Raw genomic sequence first — 17,821 nt, 5'->3', positions numbered from 1 at the left:
AATTGAGTAACAAGTGGGAAGGACTAATCTCAACAATACAAAAATTTAAAATGTCCGTAAAAGATGAGCTCGATAAAGAAAATGATAAATTTCATGCTGCTTTAAATGGAGATAAACCACTCTCAATTAATGGGCTAGCTTCTAGTTCGGATGAAGGTAATAAATATTTTGTCGAACCAAGTGATGTCCTCTTTTGGCATGATCCTACAGCTTATCTCGATGAATTAGAGCGTTATGAAAGTCAAGAAGTCATTAATCAACATGCTGATGCAAAAGGATATTTAGATGAATCTGAGCAATTGAATGTATTTGCTAGATTTGTCGAATCACTTAAACGCAAACGGATAGCACCATTCGTCGGAGCGGGGATTTCCCGTCCCTGCAACTACCCGCTGTGGGGGGAAGCTATTCAAAAACTTGTAAAGAAACTTGAAGGAGTATCTACGTCTGAGGAACGTGCGATGCTCCCTTCGCTACATTATCTAAAAGAAGTAAAAGAACATGTAGAAAAATACAACTATCTAGAGGCAGCTCAAATTATCTATGATAATGATAAGGCTCAGATGGAGAATTTCATTAGAAATACATTTGATGGGGCTGATGCGAAAGAAATATTGGGGCCAATAACACTTCTCCCCCAATTAGCAGATGGCTGCATTATTACGACAAATTTCGATGCGCTAATAGAAAAGGTTTTTCAGAAGCAACATAGAGCAATGGAAGGTTATATGCATGGAAAGCAGACCCAAAACCAATTCGCTTCCCAATTAATACAAGGAGAACGATGCATATTAAAACTACACGGCCACTATAGCTCATCTGAAACATATATATTTTCTAAATCTCAATATGATGATGCTTATGGCAAAGATGGTTTTGATTATACAAAACCTCTGGCAAAAGTTTTGAGGCAGATTTTTATTAGTCACTCGTTGTTGTTCATAGGTTGTAGTCTAGAAAAAGACCGCACACTAAAACTTTTTATCGATATTGTTAACTCTAATACTTTTGATATCCCAGATCATTTTGCCTTTTTGCCAGAACCCGTTGAGTATCACAGGAAAATTGAGAAGGAAAATCTGTTATCAAAAGCAAAAATCCGACCAATTTGGTACCAAGTTAATCTTGACGAGCAAAAGAATCAAGACCACTCTTTTCTTGAATATTTGCTTAAATTTGCTATTGATTGTGCTTCAGGAAAGGCCAAGATTTAGGAGGTAAAAAATGAACGAAAAAAAACTAGAAGACCTCTGCCTTGAATGGTTTAGAGATAACGGGTGGGATATATTATATGGACCTAATATTGCGCATGATGGCAATACCCCTATGCGTAAAGACTATTGTCAGGTTCTACTCGAATCAGACTTAGAATCTGCATTTTCTCGAATTAACACACATCTGCCATTAGAATGCTATGAGCAAGTGTTATTAAAATTAAAGAATATAGAAAGTCTAGATTTAGTAGTCAAAAATCGAAACTTTCACAAATATTTATTAGAAGGCGTTCCTGTTGACTTTATGCATGATAATCAAAAGATACATGATCATGCATTTTTATTGGATTTTGATCGTCTAAATAAAAATCGATTTGTTGTAGTAAATCAGCTTACCATCACTGGTACAAAACAGCCACGTCGTCCTGATATAGTCTGCTTTATCAATGGTATTCCGTTTGCAGTGTTAGAATTAAAAAATCCAAGTGACGAGAACACGGATATCTGGGATGCGTTTAATCAGTTGCAAACCTACAAAGAAGATATCGCAGATCTGTTTATTTTTAATGAAGCTTTAGTAGTAAGCGATGGGTACACAGCACGTGTTGGTTCTTTAACAGCAAATCAAGAACGCTTTCAACCTTGGCGTACAATTAAACACGAGGATGACAAACCAGTACTTGAATGGCAGTTAGAAACATTAGTACGTGGTTTCTTTGACCGTGAACTTTTTCTGGACTTCATCCGATTCTTTGTGCTTTTTGAAATAGATGAAGAAAAAGTCATCAAAAAGATTGCAGGCTATCATCAGTTTCATGCCGTTCGTGAAGCAGTTCAGGCAACAATTATAGCCTCTAGGCAACCTAAAGATAATTCTGTTATGGAATCACGGGCAACCTACGGTAAAGAGGTTATTCCAGGATGTAAAAAAGCCGGTGTTGTCTGGCATACACAGGGCTCTGGAAAGAGTATTTCCATGTGCTGGTATGCAGGAAAACTTTTACAACAGCAAGAGATGAACAATCCCACGATTGTTGTTGTTACTGACCGTAATGATCTTGATGGCCAGCTCTATTCGACTTTTTGCAACGCGCATGAACTCTTAAAGCAAACACCAGTACAAGCAAATACTAGAGAAGAACTGCGACAATTATTAGCAGAGCGTGAGTCAGGTGGTATCATTTTTACTACAGTGCAAAAGTTTGCCTTACTAGGAAGTGAAACAGAACATCCACTTTTGAATGGCCGTCATAATATAGTTGTCATTTCAGATGAAGCACATCGTAGCCAATATGGTCTGAAAGCTGTTCTAACCCAGGATGGGAAATACAAATTTGGTTATGCCAAACACATGCGTGATGCATTGCAACATGCCTCGTTCATCGGGTTTACAGGTACTCCAATATCCCTAGAAGACAAAGACACTCGTTCTATCTTTGGTGAATATGTGTCTATTTATGACATTCAAGATGCAGTTGATGATGGTGCCACTGTACCTATTTATTATGAATCTCGCCTTGCTAAATTAGAACTCAATTACGATGATATCAACACTCTATCAGATCGAGTAGATGAAGTAGTTGAAGACGAAGAGGATATTTTCGCTCGTGAAAAAACAAAAAGCGAGTGGAGTCGCCTTGAGAAATTAGTAGGTTCAACACCGAGACTAAAACAAGTAGCAGCTGATTTAGTTGCTCACTTCGAAGAAAGAACCGAAATCATAGAAGGTAAAGCAATGTTTGTTGCAATGAGCCGTGATATTTGTGTACACTTGTACAACGAAATCGTTACCCTTCGACCTGAATGGCATGATCCTGATCCGGAGAAGGGTGTCATAAAGATCGTTATGACAGGGTCGGCTTCAGATAAAAATTTGTTGCAACCTCATATTTATAATAGCCAGACGAAAAAACGCCTTGAAAAACGCTTTAAAAATATTGCTGACCCTCTTAAACTTGTTATTGTACGTGATATGTGGCTGACTGGCTTTGACGCCCCATGCTGCCATACGATGTATGTGGATAAACCGATGAAGGGTCATAACTTAATGCAGGCTATTTCCAGAGTTAACAGGGTATTCAAAGACAAACCTGGCGGTTTAGTTGTGGATTATATAGGTATAGCAAATGAGCTAAAACAGGCATTAAAAGTTTATACCGACTCTAGAGGTAAAGGCGAGCCGACAATGCGTGCGGAGGAATCCTACGCTATCTTGGTTGAGAAAATGGATGCTATCCGTGACATGTTTGCCAAGACACCTCAAGGTGATGGTATTGACCTTAGTAGATTTGAAACGGAGGCACACACACTTTTAGTACCTGCCGCAAATTATATACTAGGTCTTAAAGATGGAAAAAAGCGATATCTTGATTTAGTGTTATCAACAACAAAATCCTTTTCACTCTGTAGTACTCTTGATGAAGCAAAGGAACTTCGCAAAGAAATTGCTTTTTATTCAGCCATCAAGGCAGCCATTAGTAAGTTTACCTCTGTAGATATCAAACGAACCTTAGCGGAGAAAGACTCTGCACTGAAACAAATTCTTGATAATGCTGTACTGGCTGAAGGCGTATCCGATGTATTTGCACTTTGTGGCCTTGAAAAGCCGAATATTGCACTTCTTTCTGATGAATTTTTCGATGATATTCGCCAAATGCCCTATCGTAACTTAGCTGTTGAGTTGTTAGAAAAATTACTTAAAGATGGAATCAAAGCTAAAACACGCAGTAACGTTGTACAAGAAAAAAAATTCGCAGACCGCTTACAAGAAACATTACGTAAATATAATAATCGCGCTATAGAAACGGCACAAGTAATTGAAGAACTTATTCAAATGGCAAAAGATTTCCAATTGGAAATAACTAGAGATGCTAAGCTAGGATTAAAACCTGACGAGATAGCTTTTTATGATGCGTTAGCAAATAACGAAAGCTCAGTACGAATACTTGGTGACGAAACACTGAAAAAGATCGCTGTAGAAATTACTGAGAAACTACGACAATCCACTACTGTTGATTGGCAAGTTCGGGAAAGCGTCCGTGCAAAATTGAAAATTCTGGTGCGACGTACTCTTCAAAAATATAAGTATCCACCGGACAAAACACCTGGAGCCATTGAGTTGATAATGAAACAAGCAGAAGTACTTAGCAACGAATGGAGTAAATAAATGTATTTTTATACCATCCCACATTTGAAAATTCTAATACCAATAGAAGGTAAGTTAATCAAAGTTACCTTAGATAAAGAATTAGCCCTGCCTAATCTACAAGCTGATTCATGTTTTTGACAGGAATCAGCTTGTTTAGTTTTTCGTCCTCCATATAAAGAAAGGTCTCTTTTAACTCCTAACTCCTCATCGGTTCATCGCTTGCCGTGCTGATCTACATAATAGGTTTTGCTGAAAAGCCGATATTGTCTCCTGACTGATCCTTTTTCGCCTGTTCCTGAAGCTAGTAAAGCTTTCCCTTGAATATATACCGATCTACTCTCCTTTCATCCACCAACTGCTCCAGCGTATATGGAAAAACGCATCTAAATATCAACCGTAAAATGAGCCGTTTCCATGCCTCCTCGATAACTTAATCCGTGAAGTGATCATGACTTCGTTATCCGCTCACAAGCACAAGCAGAATAGCTGCAGCGTTTATGGCTTATCATGGTCATGGTTCTTTGAACATATTACCCGACTCCTTTTTGCAAATTACTCTGGTTCTAACCCTAGCAAGTCGAACAAAAAAAGGATAGAGAAAGCTCAAAAGCATGAGAAGTGATCGCCTTGACAGCAGGTTTAGACCCTAGGCCTAATTTGAAAGAAAAAAACAATTTCTTAGTTGATAAATCGGATTAAATAAATTTAGTACTTGTATATCTAATTACATACTTTGGATGTTACCTTATGAAGCAAGATAAGCCTACTGATCGTACGAACGGAGGCCCCTATTACAATAGCGGCGCGAGCTGAGCGAAGAATGGAAGGATATCGCTGCTTATTAAGAACCCATTATAACCGCGAACGGTCGCGCATCCTGTATACCTTATCCTGCTTCGAGACGGAGGTGATGTACGATGAGGAACAGCGCAGCTACCAGATTCGAATCCGGCTGCCGTGGAATGAGCAGGAGTTCCTCTTGTCCAAGATACGCTTTCTTGGAAGCGCGTCCGTGTGAAGGATAGCGCATACCTGCAGAAGCGCATGCGCGAGACGGCGGCCATGGCACTGGCGAGATATGAAGAGAGCAGTGTATGAACCAATCAACCAACTTTATGCTTAAGACTGCTCAAATAAAAAACGGTGGTAGCTGGGTTCGTAGAAGAGCCCAGCGTACCGCCGCGTAACATCACAATGATAGCTTATATTTTGAATCTCTTCACTAGCGATTCTAATTCGCTGCTGGAATTACTTAAAGCTTCCGCCGATTGCGAAACCGTATCGATTGCTTTCAACTGATCCTGTGTCGAAGCGCTGACTTCTTCCGCGGCGGCTGCGGATTCCTCCGAGATTGCGGATAGATTTACAATGGACTGAACCACGTTTTCTTTCAGCTCAGACGCCGTCTGTATTTCGCCCGACATTTCCTTGATCGCCTCGATCACTTGCTGCATCAAGCTTTGAATGCTTGCAAATGCGATCTCTGTCGACTGCACAGCCTCATTTTGTTCCGAGGTGATTTCCTTGGTCCGGCTCATCGCCCGAGTGGCATTCGCAGCCTCTTCCATAATGCCCTGAATGGTGCTGCTGATTTGCTCTGTCGAACTGGCGGATTGTTCTGCAAGTTTACGCACTTCTGTGGCGACGACCGAAAATCCCTTGCCAGCCTCTCCCGCTCTTGCCGCTTCGATCGACGCATTTAAAGCAAGCAGATTGGTTTGAGCTGAAATCGCTTTGATCATTTCGGCCACGGCCTGGATGTCGTTGATTTTGGTCACGAGCAGGTTCAATACTTGTTCGATCGATTGAATTTCACGGAACGATTCATCGGAGCGCGCTTGCAGCACTGCCAACGTTTCTTTTCCATCGATGCTTGCCTGCTGCGTCTGGTTTGACTTCGCCTGCATGGAGGACATCGTTTTTTCCACCAATACAAACTGCGAGGCCAATTGGCTTGTGACATGCTGCATCTGATCCAGGTTTGCTGCGCTCTCTGCCGATCCTTGTGCGACATCCGACATGGCGTGAGCAATTTCTTCGCTTGCCGCTTTTGTTTCTTCCGATACGGCACTCAGATTTTCAGCCGACTCCGAGAGATGTTCAGAGGAAACGATCACGCGGGATAAGACTTCCCGCACGCTTTGAACCATATGATTAAAGTGGCCTGTTAATTGGCCAATCTCATCCTTCGAACTTACCTTCCCTTCCACGGTAAAGTCTCCATTAGCCATTAGCTGCACCTGATCCGTCAATTGAACGATTGGCTTCGTAAAGAAGCGGGCGACAAAGTAGATAATAACATTTGAAACGACAATAGCACATAAGGTTATGATTATGTTTATGTATTTAATATGGTTCGTGAGCTTTAACAGTTCGTCTTCTTGATAGACAGCACCGATTTTCCACCCTGTAAGACCAGACGTCGTATAATACAGAACTTCCGATTCGCCTTTATCCGTATAGTTAACCTTCCCTGCACTTTCATTTGCAGTGTATATTTTGTCAACATAAGGTCTTCCCCGTTGATTTTTTCCTTGTGCATCTTCTGTATCCGGCAGCACTACCGAGTTTCCTTCTGCATCCAAAATAAATCCAAATCCGTTATATCCTACATTCGTTTCACTGATTTGCTTTGTCAATTGATCCAGGTTCACATCAAGCGAAATAACCCCAAGAACCTTGTTGTTTTCCACAATGGCCTTAGAGATCGCTATTTTCATCTTCATACTGACACTATCCTTATACGGAGGGCTGAATTTCACGTTATCCTTGTCATCGTTAGCCAATTTATACCACGGCCGAGTATGAGGATCATAATCTTTTTTGTATACATTAGCTTCGGGATCAAACATCTGCTTCGATGAATTCCCCATATAAATAGCAGATACTTCAGGATTGATTTTTGTATAATCCTTCATCATTTCAATCATGTTAGGAGTTAGCTTTTCTCGGTTTTTTACAATGTCTTTAATTTCAGAATTTTCACTAAAATGCAAAATATCTTTTGCATAATTATTTAGACGCAAATCCGTAACTTGCAATAAGGCCACCGCTTCTGCGCTTCCTACTTCGTCCAGCTCTTCTTTAAAGCTGTTAGTCATCTGCAAGTTAGTTGCCAGTTGCAGAATGACCATAGAAGCAACCAGCAATAATGCAAAAATGAACATAATCTTGTTCTGTAACTTTTTAAACATGATGACGACCCCCTATGAATTGTAAACGTTACAAAACTTACACTGGAACTAAATAAAAATGCCAGATTCGACGTTATAACGCCTCTAACGTAAAAATTCTAGCATATGTTCAGTATGTATAAAATGACATAGTTACGAACGACTTTGTAGAAAGCATAAATTTTTGTGCCGATAAATCCGTTATTTTGGAAGCATGCTAGTGATAAGCTAGGCACCCCATAGCATTTACGTTTCGTTATCAAGAAGTAAATCTGTTTGTGTCTGCGTCGCCCGAATAATAGTTATAAAACAATTGAGCAGCTTCTTTTGCCGTAATTGGTTTCATCCAATCATTAGCATCTCGTTCTAATATCGGCAAGAAACAGTACCAACATTAGCTCTTGCGAATAATGGTGCTCTATCCTTATTACCAAACAATGCATTCGGCGAATATTATGGAGATTTGGAAAAAGGAACTGTTTTACTCTTAAATAAGTTTTCAAATTTGAGAGCTCCTTTATGACCTGATAATGTTACAATGTCAATAAAAAATGGTAAAATATCCACAACAGAAACACTTGGGGCGATATCAGTGATGTATATTACGCTTACGGATCCGACAATGGCTACAAAACAAGTGTAAGTGCAAATGCCAAAGCAACGAAGCGCAATCCTACGTCACTCAAAGCATATTCTTCACACTTTGTAGCTAGTGGACAAGCCTCTTGGTCTGACAACACTAGCGTTTCGTACTAATACTCCATCATGATCTCAATGCTGCATTAATGATATAGGACTCTGTTCAATGGATGAAGCGATTCTCTATAAACAGAGTCCTGATCTTATTTTAGGAGTGATACGATGAACAAGTCTTTCACCTTGCTCCCCATATTATTCATTCTTATATTCCTTAATTCTGGTTGCTCCTCATCAGAGCAGTCACTCAACGATGAATATAACGCTGAAACCGATTATCCCTATATGTTTCATGCACAAGGGATAGGTGCACTAGTAACCACTACTCAGAATGGATATTATATGTTGGACGGAAGTTATATCTATTATGCCGATAAGCCAACAATGAAACCCGTTCTATTAGATAACCGCCCCGATCATTCCTGCTTAATCAGTAAAGAGAAAAGTGATGAAAATTGTAACGCTTATGTTGCCAACATCAACCCTTTACAAACCAAATTATTGCAATACTATAAAGGACATTTGTATACGATAGAAAGTCGTCTAGATAAAGAAGGTTCCTCAATCTTTCAACTTGTTCAGCTCAATCTCGATGGAACCAATCGCAAAGTAGTAAAGACATTTCCTAACGCAATGTTGCGTGGAACTGCGATTCATCGCGGCAATATCTACTATGGAGCTATCGACTTCGATCTCCATAGCCAACAACAGTATCAAGTGCTCCGCCTCCCGATAGACAATTTATCCCAAGAACCTGAAGTCTTATACAGCGGAAAATTCAAACAAGGGAGCATAACGGATATCGTACCTTATGGTTCACAAGTTTATATGAATGAGTTCACAGACAAGGGATATCGGGCATTGCGTTACGATCTCGCCACATCTATACTGTCATCACTATGGGAAAAGACGGACGGTGGATTTGCTTCTCTTGGCCTTCATAAGAATAGAATGTATTTCAATTACTATTACCCTGCAGATCAGAAGGATGATTCGGACATTACTGATCCACGAGGATTAAAAATCTACAGCTCTGATCTGAAGGGAGAACACATCCAGGAAACAGACATCAAGTCTTCTCCTATTATTTCAACTTACTTTATTGATGATCGATACACCTACGTTCGACCCGTATGGTTCCAAGCAAGGAATGCAAAGAACATTTCTAACGAAATGAAAATATACAAGAACAAAAAAGAGGTTCATAAAGTGGATATGTCGCTGTTCTCCTCGCCTCATTATCATTTTGTAGGTGATGATAGATATATGTTTGTCATTGATCGAGGAGATGAAAATTATGCAATGTACCTGCTGGATAAAAACGAGATTGAGACAGGAAAAGCCTCCTTTCAACCGTTTATTGAATCTCCTTTGCATTTTTAATCCAACTTACATCGATGTGGGGGACAAACATGAGGTTACTCTACTACGAGCTGTATAAAATAGGGAGAAAGAGATTATTCATTGGATTAGTACCTATCCTGCTCTTGATGAATATTTCCCTGTATACGTATACGGAATGGCAACAGAATTCACCACTTATTCGTAACATGCAGCATTACCAGCTTGTTGAATTAACCTATCAACACCTTCCCTTCCAAGAAGGACATCAAACTGCAAGCAGCAAGGTAGAAGAACTTGAATTCTATATGCTGCTTGCATCCGAAGCTGTCATTGCAACTCATAATCCCGAGTGGAAGAAGGAAATTGAAGAAAAGAAACGGCAGCAGCCCGAAGCTGTTGCATCGTATTTATCCAGTCCATATGCGAATGACAACACTATACTAAAACGTGACCTCTTACTACATAGTAAAATCGCAAAACAATACGAAGCCATAAACAACTACCGTTCACGTATGCAAAAGATGCAGCAGCGTGCTACAGATATGTTATCTGTCTCTATTTTTCAAGAGAATGCATCATCTCGCAATATTCACAAAACGTTGAAAGACTTTGCACCACTACAACACTTACCGCTTTATATCGGCCTTGAAGAAGGGATTGTATCTTCCACATCCTTTATACCATTGGATTTAACTATAGTAGTGCTGCTATTTCTGGTCACCATATATATCTTTCATCGCGAACGAGAAGCCGGTCTTCTGCCTTTATTACAGTCTACCCGGCGTGGCAGAATAGACACTGCTGCTGTCAAGCTTGGCACACTCACGATTGTGACGTTGCTATTAAGCCTATTATTCTATGGGTCTATTCTGTTCGTTGCCTATTATTTATACGGTTTTGGAGATTGGGATCGATACATTCAGTCGATGACATCTTTCCAAAGCGCGGTACAGCCCCTAACCGTGTTCGAATTTCTTATTCAATATCTCATTTTGAAATCTCTCGCTTGCTTGCTTATCGCCATTGTGATGACCTTGTTATTTATTGGGTCTCAACGTCCGACTCCGGTGTACGTGACTTTGTTCGTTCTCATCGGAATTAGCTTTATTTGTTACACGCAGATTCATCCAAATTCATATATGAATAGCTTGAAGTATCTCAATCCCGTTGCCTTTCTCGATGTGTTCCACTTCATTAGCGACTACCGCAATATTTATTGGTTTGGCTATCCCGTTTCTAAAGCAACCTTGTCTTTTATAGCGGGCGGAACATTCATCGTTCTCGGCACATTAGGTGCTCTATGGCTGTATACATTTCAGCGCAACCTGATGATTCATCTTCCATGGGGGAATATGGGGCAAAGAATTCGCATTTGGACTTTCCGGTTTCGTCGTTCTAACAGCCTATTCCTTCATGAATGGTATAAATTGATGATCACCGGAAGAGGATGGATCATATTAGGGTTCGGAGTCTTAATGTCTCTGCAGATGATCCAAACGGAGGCGCGAACATACAATCTGGAGGAAGCTATCTATAATCAATATCTGATGAACTTGCAGGGCCCTCTGACATCAGAAAAAAAGGCCTTTATGGAAGCGGAAAGACAACGCTTCAATCAATTAGGAAGTGAGCAAGCAAAGTGGAAACAGAAGGTTGCTAACGGAGAAATTACACAATCAGCGTATCGAGACAAAGAATTGGAATGGAAGATATTTTCAGACAAGGAGAAATCATTCCGTCTTGTAGAAGAGCAATATCAATATTTGTTAGCCGTGCAAGCGCAAACCGGACATACTGCTAGTTTTGTTAATAAAATTACAAGCGATCAACTCTTTGACCGCCCTTCAAGAGATATTGTGCAGGGCGTTTTCTATCTATCCTTGTTATGTGCATTGATAAGCCCCCTTTTCACACAAGACTATCGCAATAACAGTATTTTCTTGTTGCGAGCAACGCTGCTTGGTAGAGGCAGACTATTCACATATAAAATAGCAATCGCTCTCTGTTCGAGCCTTGTTCTGCTAGCGATGATATATAGTCCCATCTATATCAATCTAATTCAGCATTACCCTGCTATCGACTGGATGGCATCAATTCAGAGCGTGAAGCTATTCGAGGCATTGCCTTGGAATTTGTCGATCATCGAATATGTATGTCTTGTAAACATATTGCAAACTCTCGGTTGTATGCTGATTATTCCTGTTATCCAGTTGTTTTCAATTTACGTTCGCAAGCAGTCGCTTAGTTTAATGCTACTAACGGCGATATTCATCAGTCCGCTTGCGCTTGCATATATCGGATTCAAACAGCTTGCTTCTGTTACGTTCAATGGACTGTTCCTATTGACTTCGTTCCTTCGCGATGAGAGCGCCACAATGATGGCAGTAACCTATTTTAGCAGCATATTTGTCATAAGCGCTGGGGCCGTTGTACTAGGTTGGAGAAATTATAATGGACAGTTTACACGAAAGGAGTAAGCGATATGGAGCTATCTTTACAGCATGTGACTAAACATTATCAACGAGGTAAGAAAACAGCTATCTCTAATTTTAGCGCTACACTAAAGCCGGGCATTTATGGCATATTAGGACCGAATGGAGCGGGAAAGTCAACGCTGATGAATCTGATTACCGATCAGCTTCGACCTGACGAAGGAACCGTAACCTACAATCAACAGCACATTCGGAAGCTTGGACGTACCTATCGCAATGTTCTCGGGTATATGCCACAGCAGCAAGGAATATTTGGAGAATTTACAGCAAGACGATTCTTATGGTATATCGCTTCTCTTAAGGGTCTAACAGCCAAGCAAACCAAACAACAGATAGAGCATTTGCTCGACACCGTTAACTTAGCTAGTGAGGCAGATCGACGGTTAAGTACATACTCTGGAGGGATGAAGCAGCGAATCCTCATTGCTCAAGCACTGCTCAATGACCCAGAAATCCTTATATTAGATGAACCTACCGCCGGGCTTGATCCGAAGGAACGCATTCGACTGCGAAACTTTATTTCTACGATTGCTATAAATAAGATTGTACTTATTGCTACACATGTCGTCTCTGATATTGAGTCTATAGCCAAAGAGATCCTTTTGATAAAGAACGGTCAGCTTATCGCAAAAGATACTCCGCAACATATTGTTACAACGTTAGAAGGAAACGTATATGAGGCCTATATTTCGATCGATCAACTCCATCAGATACAGACGAACTATAAAGTAAGTAACATTATGACGACACCAGAAGGCTTACAAGTACGCTTCATAGATGGGGCGGGCAAGCTACCTACGAATATCGAATCCAGGCTGGTTAAACCTAATCTAGAAGACCTGTATTTGAGTCAATTTGAATAATTTAGATTGAAGTTGAGTGAAAAGAGGAAAATGTCGGTTACATACAACAGTTTATTGAGAAGCAGGGGATCTATTTTTGTTTTTTATATAGGCCCCCCTGCTTTTTTCATTATGCTTCAAATTGGAATCGAGATAACTAGCTGTGACCACTGCCTCGAAGACGTCCATTCCTCCTTGGGCAAATAATCGACCGCATTGCAGAGGTTGTTCATCCATCCACCGCTTGCCATATTAATCCAGGTGATAGGTTGACCGAAAAACGATATTGTCCCTAGCCTGTTCCTGCTTGACCTGCGCAGAATCATCATCCTACCCGTTCGAGAGCCATCAAGAAGTGGATTACTAATTTCATAGTTGACAAATCGGATTACCAGCATTTAGTATTAGGTTAACTTGTTACCTACTTTGGATGTAACCTTGTAAAGCATAATGAATTTGCTGACCGTACGAACGGAGGCCCCTATTACAATCGCTGCAATCGCAGAAAGGGGAGCATACCGTGTCATTCAGTTATATATCCCACTTGTACTGCCCGAAATGCGAGGCAAGTTATCCCCCGCACAGGCAGGCACATCTATGTGCTTGCGGTTCCCCATTACTTGCAGCCTATCGGCTGGATGAGTTGAAAGCATCCGTCCGCCGCTCCGAACTGGCTGCAAGAGAACCAAGCCTATGGCGTTATCATGAACTGCTCCCTGTGGAGCAAGCTCAAAACATCATCTCCTTGGGGGAGGGCTTCACCCCTCTCCTCCCCCTGCCTCGGCTTGGACGACGAATCAGCATTCCACACTTGTACTTAAAGGATGATGGGCTTCTGCCGACCGGCTCCTTCAAGGCCCGCGGCGCGGCTGTTGGCGTATCCAAGGCCATGGAGCTGGGGGTCCGCGAACTGGCATTGCCCACGAACGGCAATGCGGGAGCAGCCTGGGCACTCTATGCTGCACGTGCAGGCATACGCTCCACGGTTGTCATGCCTGTGGATGCGCCGGCCATTACCCGCAGCGAATGCACGATTGCAGGAGCCCGACTGCATCTGGTCAAGGGCTTAATTAGCGATGCAGGCAAAATTGTCGCGCAAGCGATCAGCGACGATGACGGCCTTTACGATGCTTCAACACTAAAGGAGCCGTATCGGATCGAGGGCAAAAAGACGATAGGCTTCGAAATTGTTGAGCAATTCGGCTGGAAGCTGCCCGATGTCATCGTCTATCCAACAGGGGGCGGCGTTGGCCTCATCGGCATTTATAAGGCATTAACGGAATTGCTGGCACTTGGCTGGGTTCAAGGCAAGCTTCCTCGATTCGTCGCCGTTCAATCTGCCGGTTGTGCTCCAATCGTTGAAGCTTGGAAGAACAGGCAAATTGAATCTACATTTTGGCCCCAGGCCTCAACCATTGCGTTCGGCATCAACGTACCGAAGGCACTCGGGGACTTCCTCGTATTGGATGCCCTCTATCAAACCGAGGGCTGTGCGATTGCCATAGATGATCGCGCAATACTAGAAGAACAGCGCCTTATTGCGGAACTAGAAGGAGCATTCATTTGCCCAGAAGGCGCGTCTACGTTAGTTGCCGCTCGCCGCTTACGGGATAGCGGATGGATTCAGGATAGTGACAGTGTCGTTGTAATAAATACCGGACTAGGCCTTAAGTATCCGCATGTCATCCAGACGAACATTCCTGTCATCAAGCCCGGAGACCGCTTGAACAGCAAAATAGATGCTACCAGCAGACCTCCCACTCCGTGGGAGGGAATTGGCTAACATGACACTTGATACAACCTTCATGCTGAAGCATGTGCCCGACTTCATTCATGCAGCCCTAGTAACGATCGGGATTGCTGGAGCGGCCATCTCTGCTTCCCTGCTCGTCGCCGTGCTCAACTCCATTTTGTGCTATTTTCGAGTGCCTGTGTTCACTTCTATCGTGCGTGCTTATATCGAGTTGGCTCGCAATACACCCTTGCTCATTCAATTGTTCTTCTTGTACTTTGCACTCCCAAGCATCGGAATTCGCATGTCCAGCTACACCACAGCCTTACTGGCAATGACGTTTCTCGGCGGCGGATATTTGACAGAGGTATTCCGTGCCGGGATCGAAGCCGTTCCCAAGAGCCAGCTCGAATCGGGATTAGCACTCGGTTTGTCCCGTTGGCAGCTGTTCTGCAACATCGTTCTGCCGCAAGCGCTGCGGATTGCCGCGCCGTCCTTGTTCGCCAATTTCATTTTTCTGTTGAAGGAAACGACAGTTGTGTCTGCCGTTGCGGTTCCGGAAATTTTGTACACAACCACGAACTACATTGCGCTGTACTACAAAACTTATGAAATGCTGCTTATGATGACGGCCTTGTATTTGCTGTTGTTTCTGCCATTATCTTTTGTCCTCTCTTGGTTGGAAAGGAGGTTCCAGCATGGACAGTTCGGGACTTGATCTGCTTGCTGTATCGCTTCCCCAGCTTGCCAAGGGTTTATACCACACGCTTCTTATCGCCATCTGCAGCATTCTGCTTAGTACGATTGGAGGCTTTCTTTTCGGCGCTCTGCGCACTTCTCGAAAAGTAGGAGTGAGGATCTTTGCCCGTGTTTATTTGGAATTGTTCCGCTCCATTCCGATTCTCGTGTGGCTGTTTTTTTTCTTTTTCGGTCTCCCAATCTTCTTCAATCTGGATATGCCAAGTTCGGTATGTGCAGTGCTTGTGCTGTCTCTTTGGGGAATTACAGAGATTGGCGAGGTCGTGCGAGGGGCTCTCGTCTCGCTGCCGAAGGGGCAATTGGAGGCGGGCAAAGCGATTGGACTCAGCACGGTACAACTGTTCCGATACATTCTGTTCCCGCTAGCGCTGCGGCGCATGATCCCGCCCACGATTAACGTGTACACACGCATCCTAAAAACGACCTCGCTCACCGTTCTGATTGGCGTAACAGAGGTGATTAAGACAGGGCAGCAAATTATTGAGCGGACAGGAGAGGCTGTACTGATTTACGGAGCGTTATTCCTGCTCTATTTCATCCTTTGTTACCCGTTATCTGCTTTATCGCGGAAGCTGGAGCGCCAGTTGCTGTCTTAATTTTCAAAATCCCCACTGGTTACTAAGTAAGGAGGAAGCATTCATGCCCGACGCATTGCTTGAACTCTCCAATGTCGGAAAGTCGTTCGGCAAGCATTGGGTGCTGCGGGACATCAACCTGCAGATTGCCCGAGGAGAAGTGAACGTCATACTCGGCCCAAGCGGTTGCGGCAAAAGCACACTGCTCAGATGCCTGAACGGACTCGAAACGACGCAGAGCGGCAGCATTCAGTTTCATGGTCAAGAATTGACCCACTCTGCCACGCGCTGGCAGCATATTCGTCAGCAAATCGGAATGGTATTTCAAAGCTATCACTTATTCCCCCATCTGACCGTATTGGACAATATCGTGCTCGGGCCTGTAAAGGCCCAGCGCCGCCCCCGAGCGGAAGTTGTCTCCCAAGCGGAGAAGCTGCTTGCTCGTGTAGGTCTGCTGGACAAAAAGGATGTCTATCCCCGGCAGTTGTCAGGCGGCCAGCAGCAGCGGATCGCGATCGTGCGGGCATTGTGTATGAATCCCGAGGTCATCCTCTTCGACGAGGTTACGGCCGCACTTGATCCCGAGATGGTGCGCGAGGTGCTGGAAGTCATGTTCACTTTGGCGGATCAAGGCATGACGATGGTTATCGTCACTCATGAGATGGGGTTCGCCCGGGCGGTAGCCGACCGGATTGTCTTTATGGATGAAGGTCGAATAGGCGAGACAGGTGTGCCGGACGCTTTTTTTACAGAGCCGAAAACCGAACGAGCTCGGCGTTTTTTGGATAAGTTTATGGATATTGAAACCTGGAAAAGGAGAGAAATGGGATGAAGAAGCAACTGGGATTCACCTTATTAGTCGTATTGCTAGCGTTAGGATTGCTGTCCGCATGCGGCACGAGCAGTAACAATGGGAATAATGCAGGCAATGCCTCGAAAGATCAACCTGCAATAGCCGATCAGCAGGAAAGCGGAAAATCAGCGGGCATAGACGCTGGCATACTAAGCAAAATTAAAGAACGCGGCAAACTTATCGTCGGCGTGTTCTCCGACAAGCCCCCATTCGGCTTCACGAATGAAAAAGGCGAGCTGGTTGGGTTCGACAATGATTTGGCAAAGCGTTTCGCCAAGGACCTGCTCGGAGATGAAAGCAAAATTGAGTTTGTTGTTGTAGAGCCGGCAAGCCGCATTCCGTATTTGCAAAGCGACAAGGTGGATCTCATCGTAGCCAATATGACCGTAACGGATGAACGCAAGGAAATCGTTGATTTCACGAACCCAAATTTGAAGGTCACTACACAGGTGCTCGTAAACGATAAAAGCGGCATTAAAACGTTAGATGATTTGAAAGGGAAGAAAATTATCGTAACAAAGGGAACGACAGCCGATATTTTCTTCACGAAAAACTACCCTGATGTTGAACTGGTTAAATTCGAGAAAAACACCGAATCGCTGCAAGCGTTAAAGGATGGGCGCGGCGTCGGGTACGCACAGGATAATTTCATTCTGCTTGCTTGGGCAAGGAAAAATCCCGGCTTCTCCCTTATTCCAGAGAAACTAGAGAAGGAATCCCCAATTGCACCAGCCGTCAAGAAGGGCAATACCGCGCTTCGCGATTGGGTGAATCAGGAACTGGAGTCGCTAGGAAAGGAAAAGTTCCTGCTTCAACTATATGATACATATGTAAAAGACGAACTCGGTGCAGATGTCACCCCTGACGACATTATCGTGGAAGGCGGACATTGGAAGTAACGCCATCACCGTACAATTGAATGAGAGCACAAAACGGGGCTGTCTTTCCATCATGATTAACATGACCGCAAGACAGCCCCGCTTCTATTATTCC

At 43.1% G+C, this 17,821-nt stretch carries 12 protein-coding genes; 11 read left to right on the top strand and 1 reads right to left on the bottom strand.

All coding sequences use genetic code 11. The features are described 5' to 3' along the window. Positions 1-2: 2 nt before the first annotated feature. The 3 genes from ACQ5BJ_RS12340 (at position 3) to ACQ5BJ_RS12330 (ending at position 5,380) form a co-directional block, all read left to right on the top strand. The gene (locus ACQ5BJ_RS12340; protein WP_430110842.1) at positions 3-1,214 is read left to right on the top strand and encodes an SIR2 family protein; all 1,212 of its coding nucleotides are present in this window, start codon (positions 3-5) and stop codon (positions 1,212-1,214) included. A gap of 10 nt (positions 1,215-1,224) precedes the next feature. Further along, a complete protein-coding gene (locus tag ACQ5BJ_RS12335; protein WP_430110845.1) occupies positions 1,225-4,380 on the top strand; it encodes a type I restriction endonuclease subunit R in 3,156 nt (1,051 codons plus the stop codon). An 802-nt stretch (positions 4,381-5,182) separates the two neighbouring features. Then, the gene (locus ACQ5BJ_RS12330; RefSeq protein ID WP_430110848.1) at positions 5,183-5,380 is read left to right on the top strand and encodes a hypothetical protein; all 198 of its coding nucleotides are present in this window, start codon (positions 5,183-5,185) and stop codon (positions 5,378-5,380) included. Positions 5,381-5,564: 184 nt separating this feature from the next. Here ACQ5BJ_RS12330 and ACQ5BJ_RS12325 read toward each other — a convergent pair whose 3' ends face one another. Next, positions 5,565-7,556, bottom strand: a complete 1,992-nt coding sequence (locus ACQ5BJ_RS12325) for a methyl-accepting chemotaxis protein (RefSeq protein ID WP_430110850.1) — start codon at positions 7,554-7,556, stop codon at positions 5,565-5,567. A gap of 840 nt (positions 7,557-8,396) precedes the next feature. Here ACQ5BJ_RS12325 and ACQ5BJ_RS12320 point away from each other — a divergent pair. From ACQ5BJ_RS12320 to ACQ5BJ_RS12285, 8 genes are all read left to right on the top strand, one after another. Beyond that, on the top strand, positions 8,397-9,614 hold the full coding sequence (locus tag ACQ5BJ_RS12320; RefSeq protein WP_430110853.1) for a hypothetical protein: 1,218 nt from the start codon (positions 8,397-8,399) through the stop codon (positions 9,612-9,614). Positions 9,615-9,643: 29 nt separating this feature from the next. Next, the gene (locus ACQ5BJ_RS12315; RefSeq protein ID WP_430110856.1) at positions 9,644-12,052 is read left to right on the top strand and encodes a hypothetical protein; all 2,409 of its coding nucleotides are present in this window, start codon (positions 9,644-9,646) and stop codon (positions 12,050-12,052) included. A gap of 5 nt (positions 12,053-12,057) precedes the next feature. Continuing rightward, the gene (locus tag ACQ5BJ_RS12310; protein WP_163975378.1) at positions 12,058-12,930 is read left to right on the top strand and encodes an ATP-binding cassette domain-containing protein; all 873 of its coding nucleotides are present in this window, start codon (positions 12,058-12,060) and stop codon (positions 12,928-12,930) included. Positions 12,931-13,429: 499 nt separating this feature from the next. Continuing rightward, positions 13,430-14,692, top strand: a complete 1,263-nt coding sequence (locus ACQ5BJ_RS12305) for a threonine synthase (RefSeq protein WP_268599421.1) — start codon at positions 13,430-13,432, stop codon at positions 14,690-14,692. A 1-nt stretch (position 14,693) separates the two neighbouring features. After that, positions 14,694-15,359 carry an amino acid ABC transporter permease gene (locus ACQ5BJ_RS12300; protein WP_430110859.1) on the top strand — a complete coding sequence of 222 codons (666 nt, stop codon included), beginning with the start codon at positions 14,694-14,696 and terminating at the stop codon, positions 15,357-15,359. After that, on the top strand, positions 15,340-15,996 hold the full coding sequence (locus ACQ5BJ_RS12295) for an amino acid ABC transporter permease (RefSeq protein ID WP_262866438.1): 657 nt from the start codon (positions 15,340-15,342) through the stop codon (positions 15,994-15,996). Before ACQ5BJ_RS12300 ends, ACQ5BJ_RS12295 begins: the two co-directional genes overlap by 20 nt. Positions 15,997-16,039: 43 nt before the next feature. Continuing rightward, positions 16,040-16,807, top strand: a complete 768-nt coding sequence (locus tag ACQ5BJ_RS12290) for an amino acid ABC transporter ATP-binding protein (RefSeq protein WP_430110862.1) — start codon at positions 16,040-16,042, stop codon at positions 16,805-16,807. Further along, the gene (locus ACQ5BJ_RS12285) at positions 16,804-17,727 is read left to right on the top strand and encodes a transporter substrate-binding domain-containing protein (protein WP_040735512.1); all 924 of its coding nucleotides are present in this window, start codon (positions 16,804-16,806) and stop codon (positions 17,725-17,727) included. Before ACQ5BJ_RS12290 ends, ACQ5BJ_RS12285 begins: the two co-directional genes overlap by 4 nt. Positions 17,728-17,821 lie beyond the last annotated feature (94 nt).

Source organism: Paenibacillus sp. B1-35, assembly GCF_050474385.1.
Taxonomy (GTDB): domain Bacteria; phylum Bacillota; class Bacilli; order Paenibacillales; family Paenibacillaceae; genus Paenibacillus_B; species Paenibacillus_B alvei.
The sequence above is the reverse complement of the archived record's forward strand: the minus strand, read 5'-3'. Positions and strand labels throughout refer to the sequence as shown.

Excerpts from the sequence above, each read along its gene's own strand:
- ACQ5BJ_RS12300 (WP_430110859.1), top strand. The coding sequence starts at position 14,694 with ATGACACTTGATACAACCTTCATGCTGAAGCATGTGCCCGACTTCATT.
- ACQ5BJ_RS12310 (WP_163975378.1), top strand. The coding sequence starts at position 12,058 with ATGGAGCTATCTTTACAGCATGTGACTAAACATTATCAACGAGGTAAG.
- ACQ5BJ_RS12335 (WP_430110845.1), top strand. The coding sequence starts at position 1,225 with ATGAACGAAAAAAAACTAGAAGACCTCTGCCTTGAATGGTTTAGAGAT.
- ACQ5BJ_RS12330 (WP_430110848.1), top strand. The coding sequence starts at position 5,183 with ATGGAAGGATATCGCTGCTTATTAAGAACCCATTATAACCGCGAACGG.
- ACQ5BJ_RS12290 (WP_430110862.1), top strand. The coding sequence starts at position 16,040 with ATGCCCGACGCATTGCTTGAACTCTCCAATGTCGGAAAGTCGTTCGGC.
- ACQ5BJ_RS12320 (WP_430110853.1), top strand. The coding sequence starts at position 8,397 with ATGAACAAGTCTTTCACCTTGCTCCCCATATTATTCATTCTTATATTC.
- ACQ5BJ_RS12325 (WP_430110850.1), bottom strand. The coding sequence starts at position 7,556 with ATGTTTAAAAAGTTACAGAACAAGATTATGTTCATTTTTGCATTATTG.
- ACQ5BJ_RS12295 (WP_262866438.1), top strand. The coding sequence starts at position 15,340 with ATGGACAGTTCGGGACTTGATCTGCTTGCTGTATCGCTTCCCCAGCTT.
- ACQ5BJ_RS12315 (WP_430110856.1), top strand. The coding sequence starts at position 9,644 with ATGAGGTTACTCTACTACGAGCTGTATAAAATAGGGAGAAAGAGATTA.
- ACQ5BJ_RS12285 (WP_040735512.1), top strand. The coding sequence starts at position 16,804 with ATGAAGAAGCAACTGGGATTCACCTTATTAGTCGTATTGCTAGCGTTA.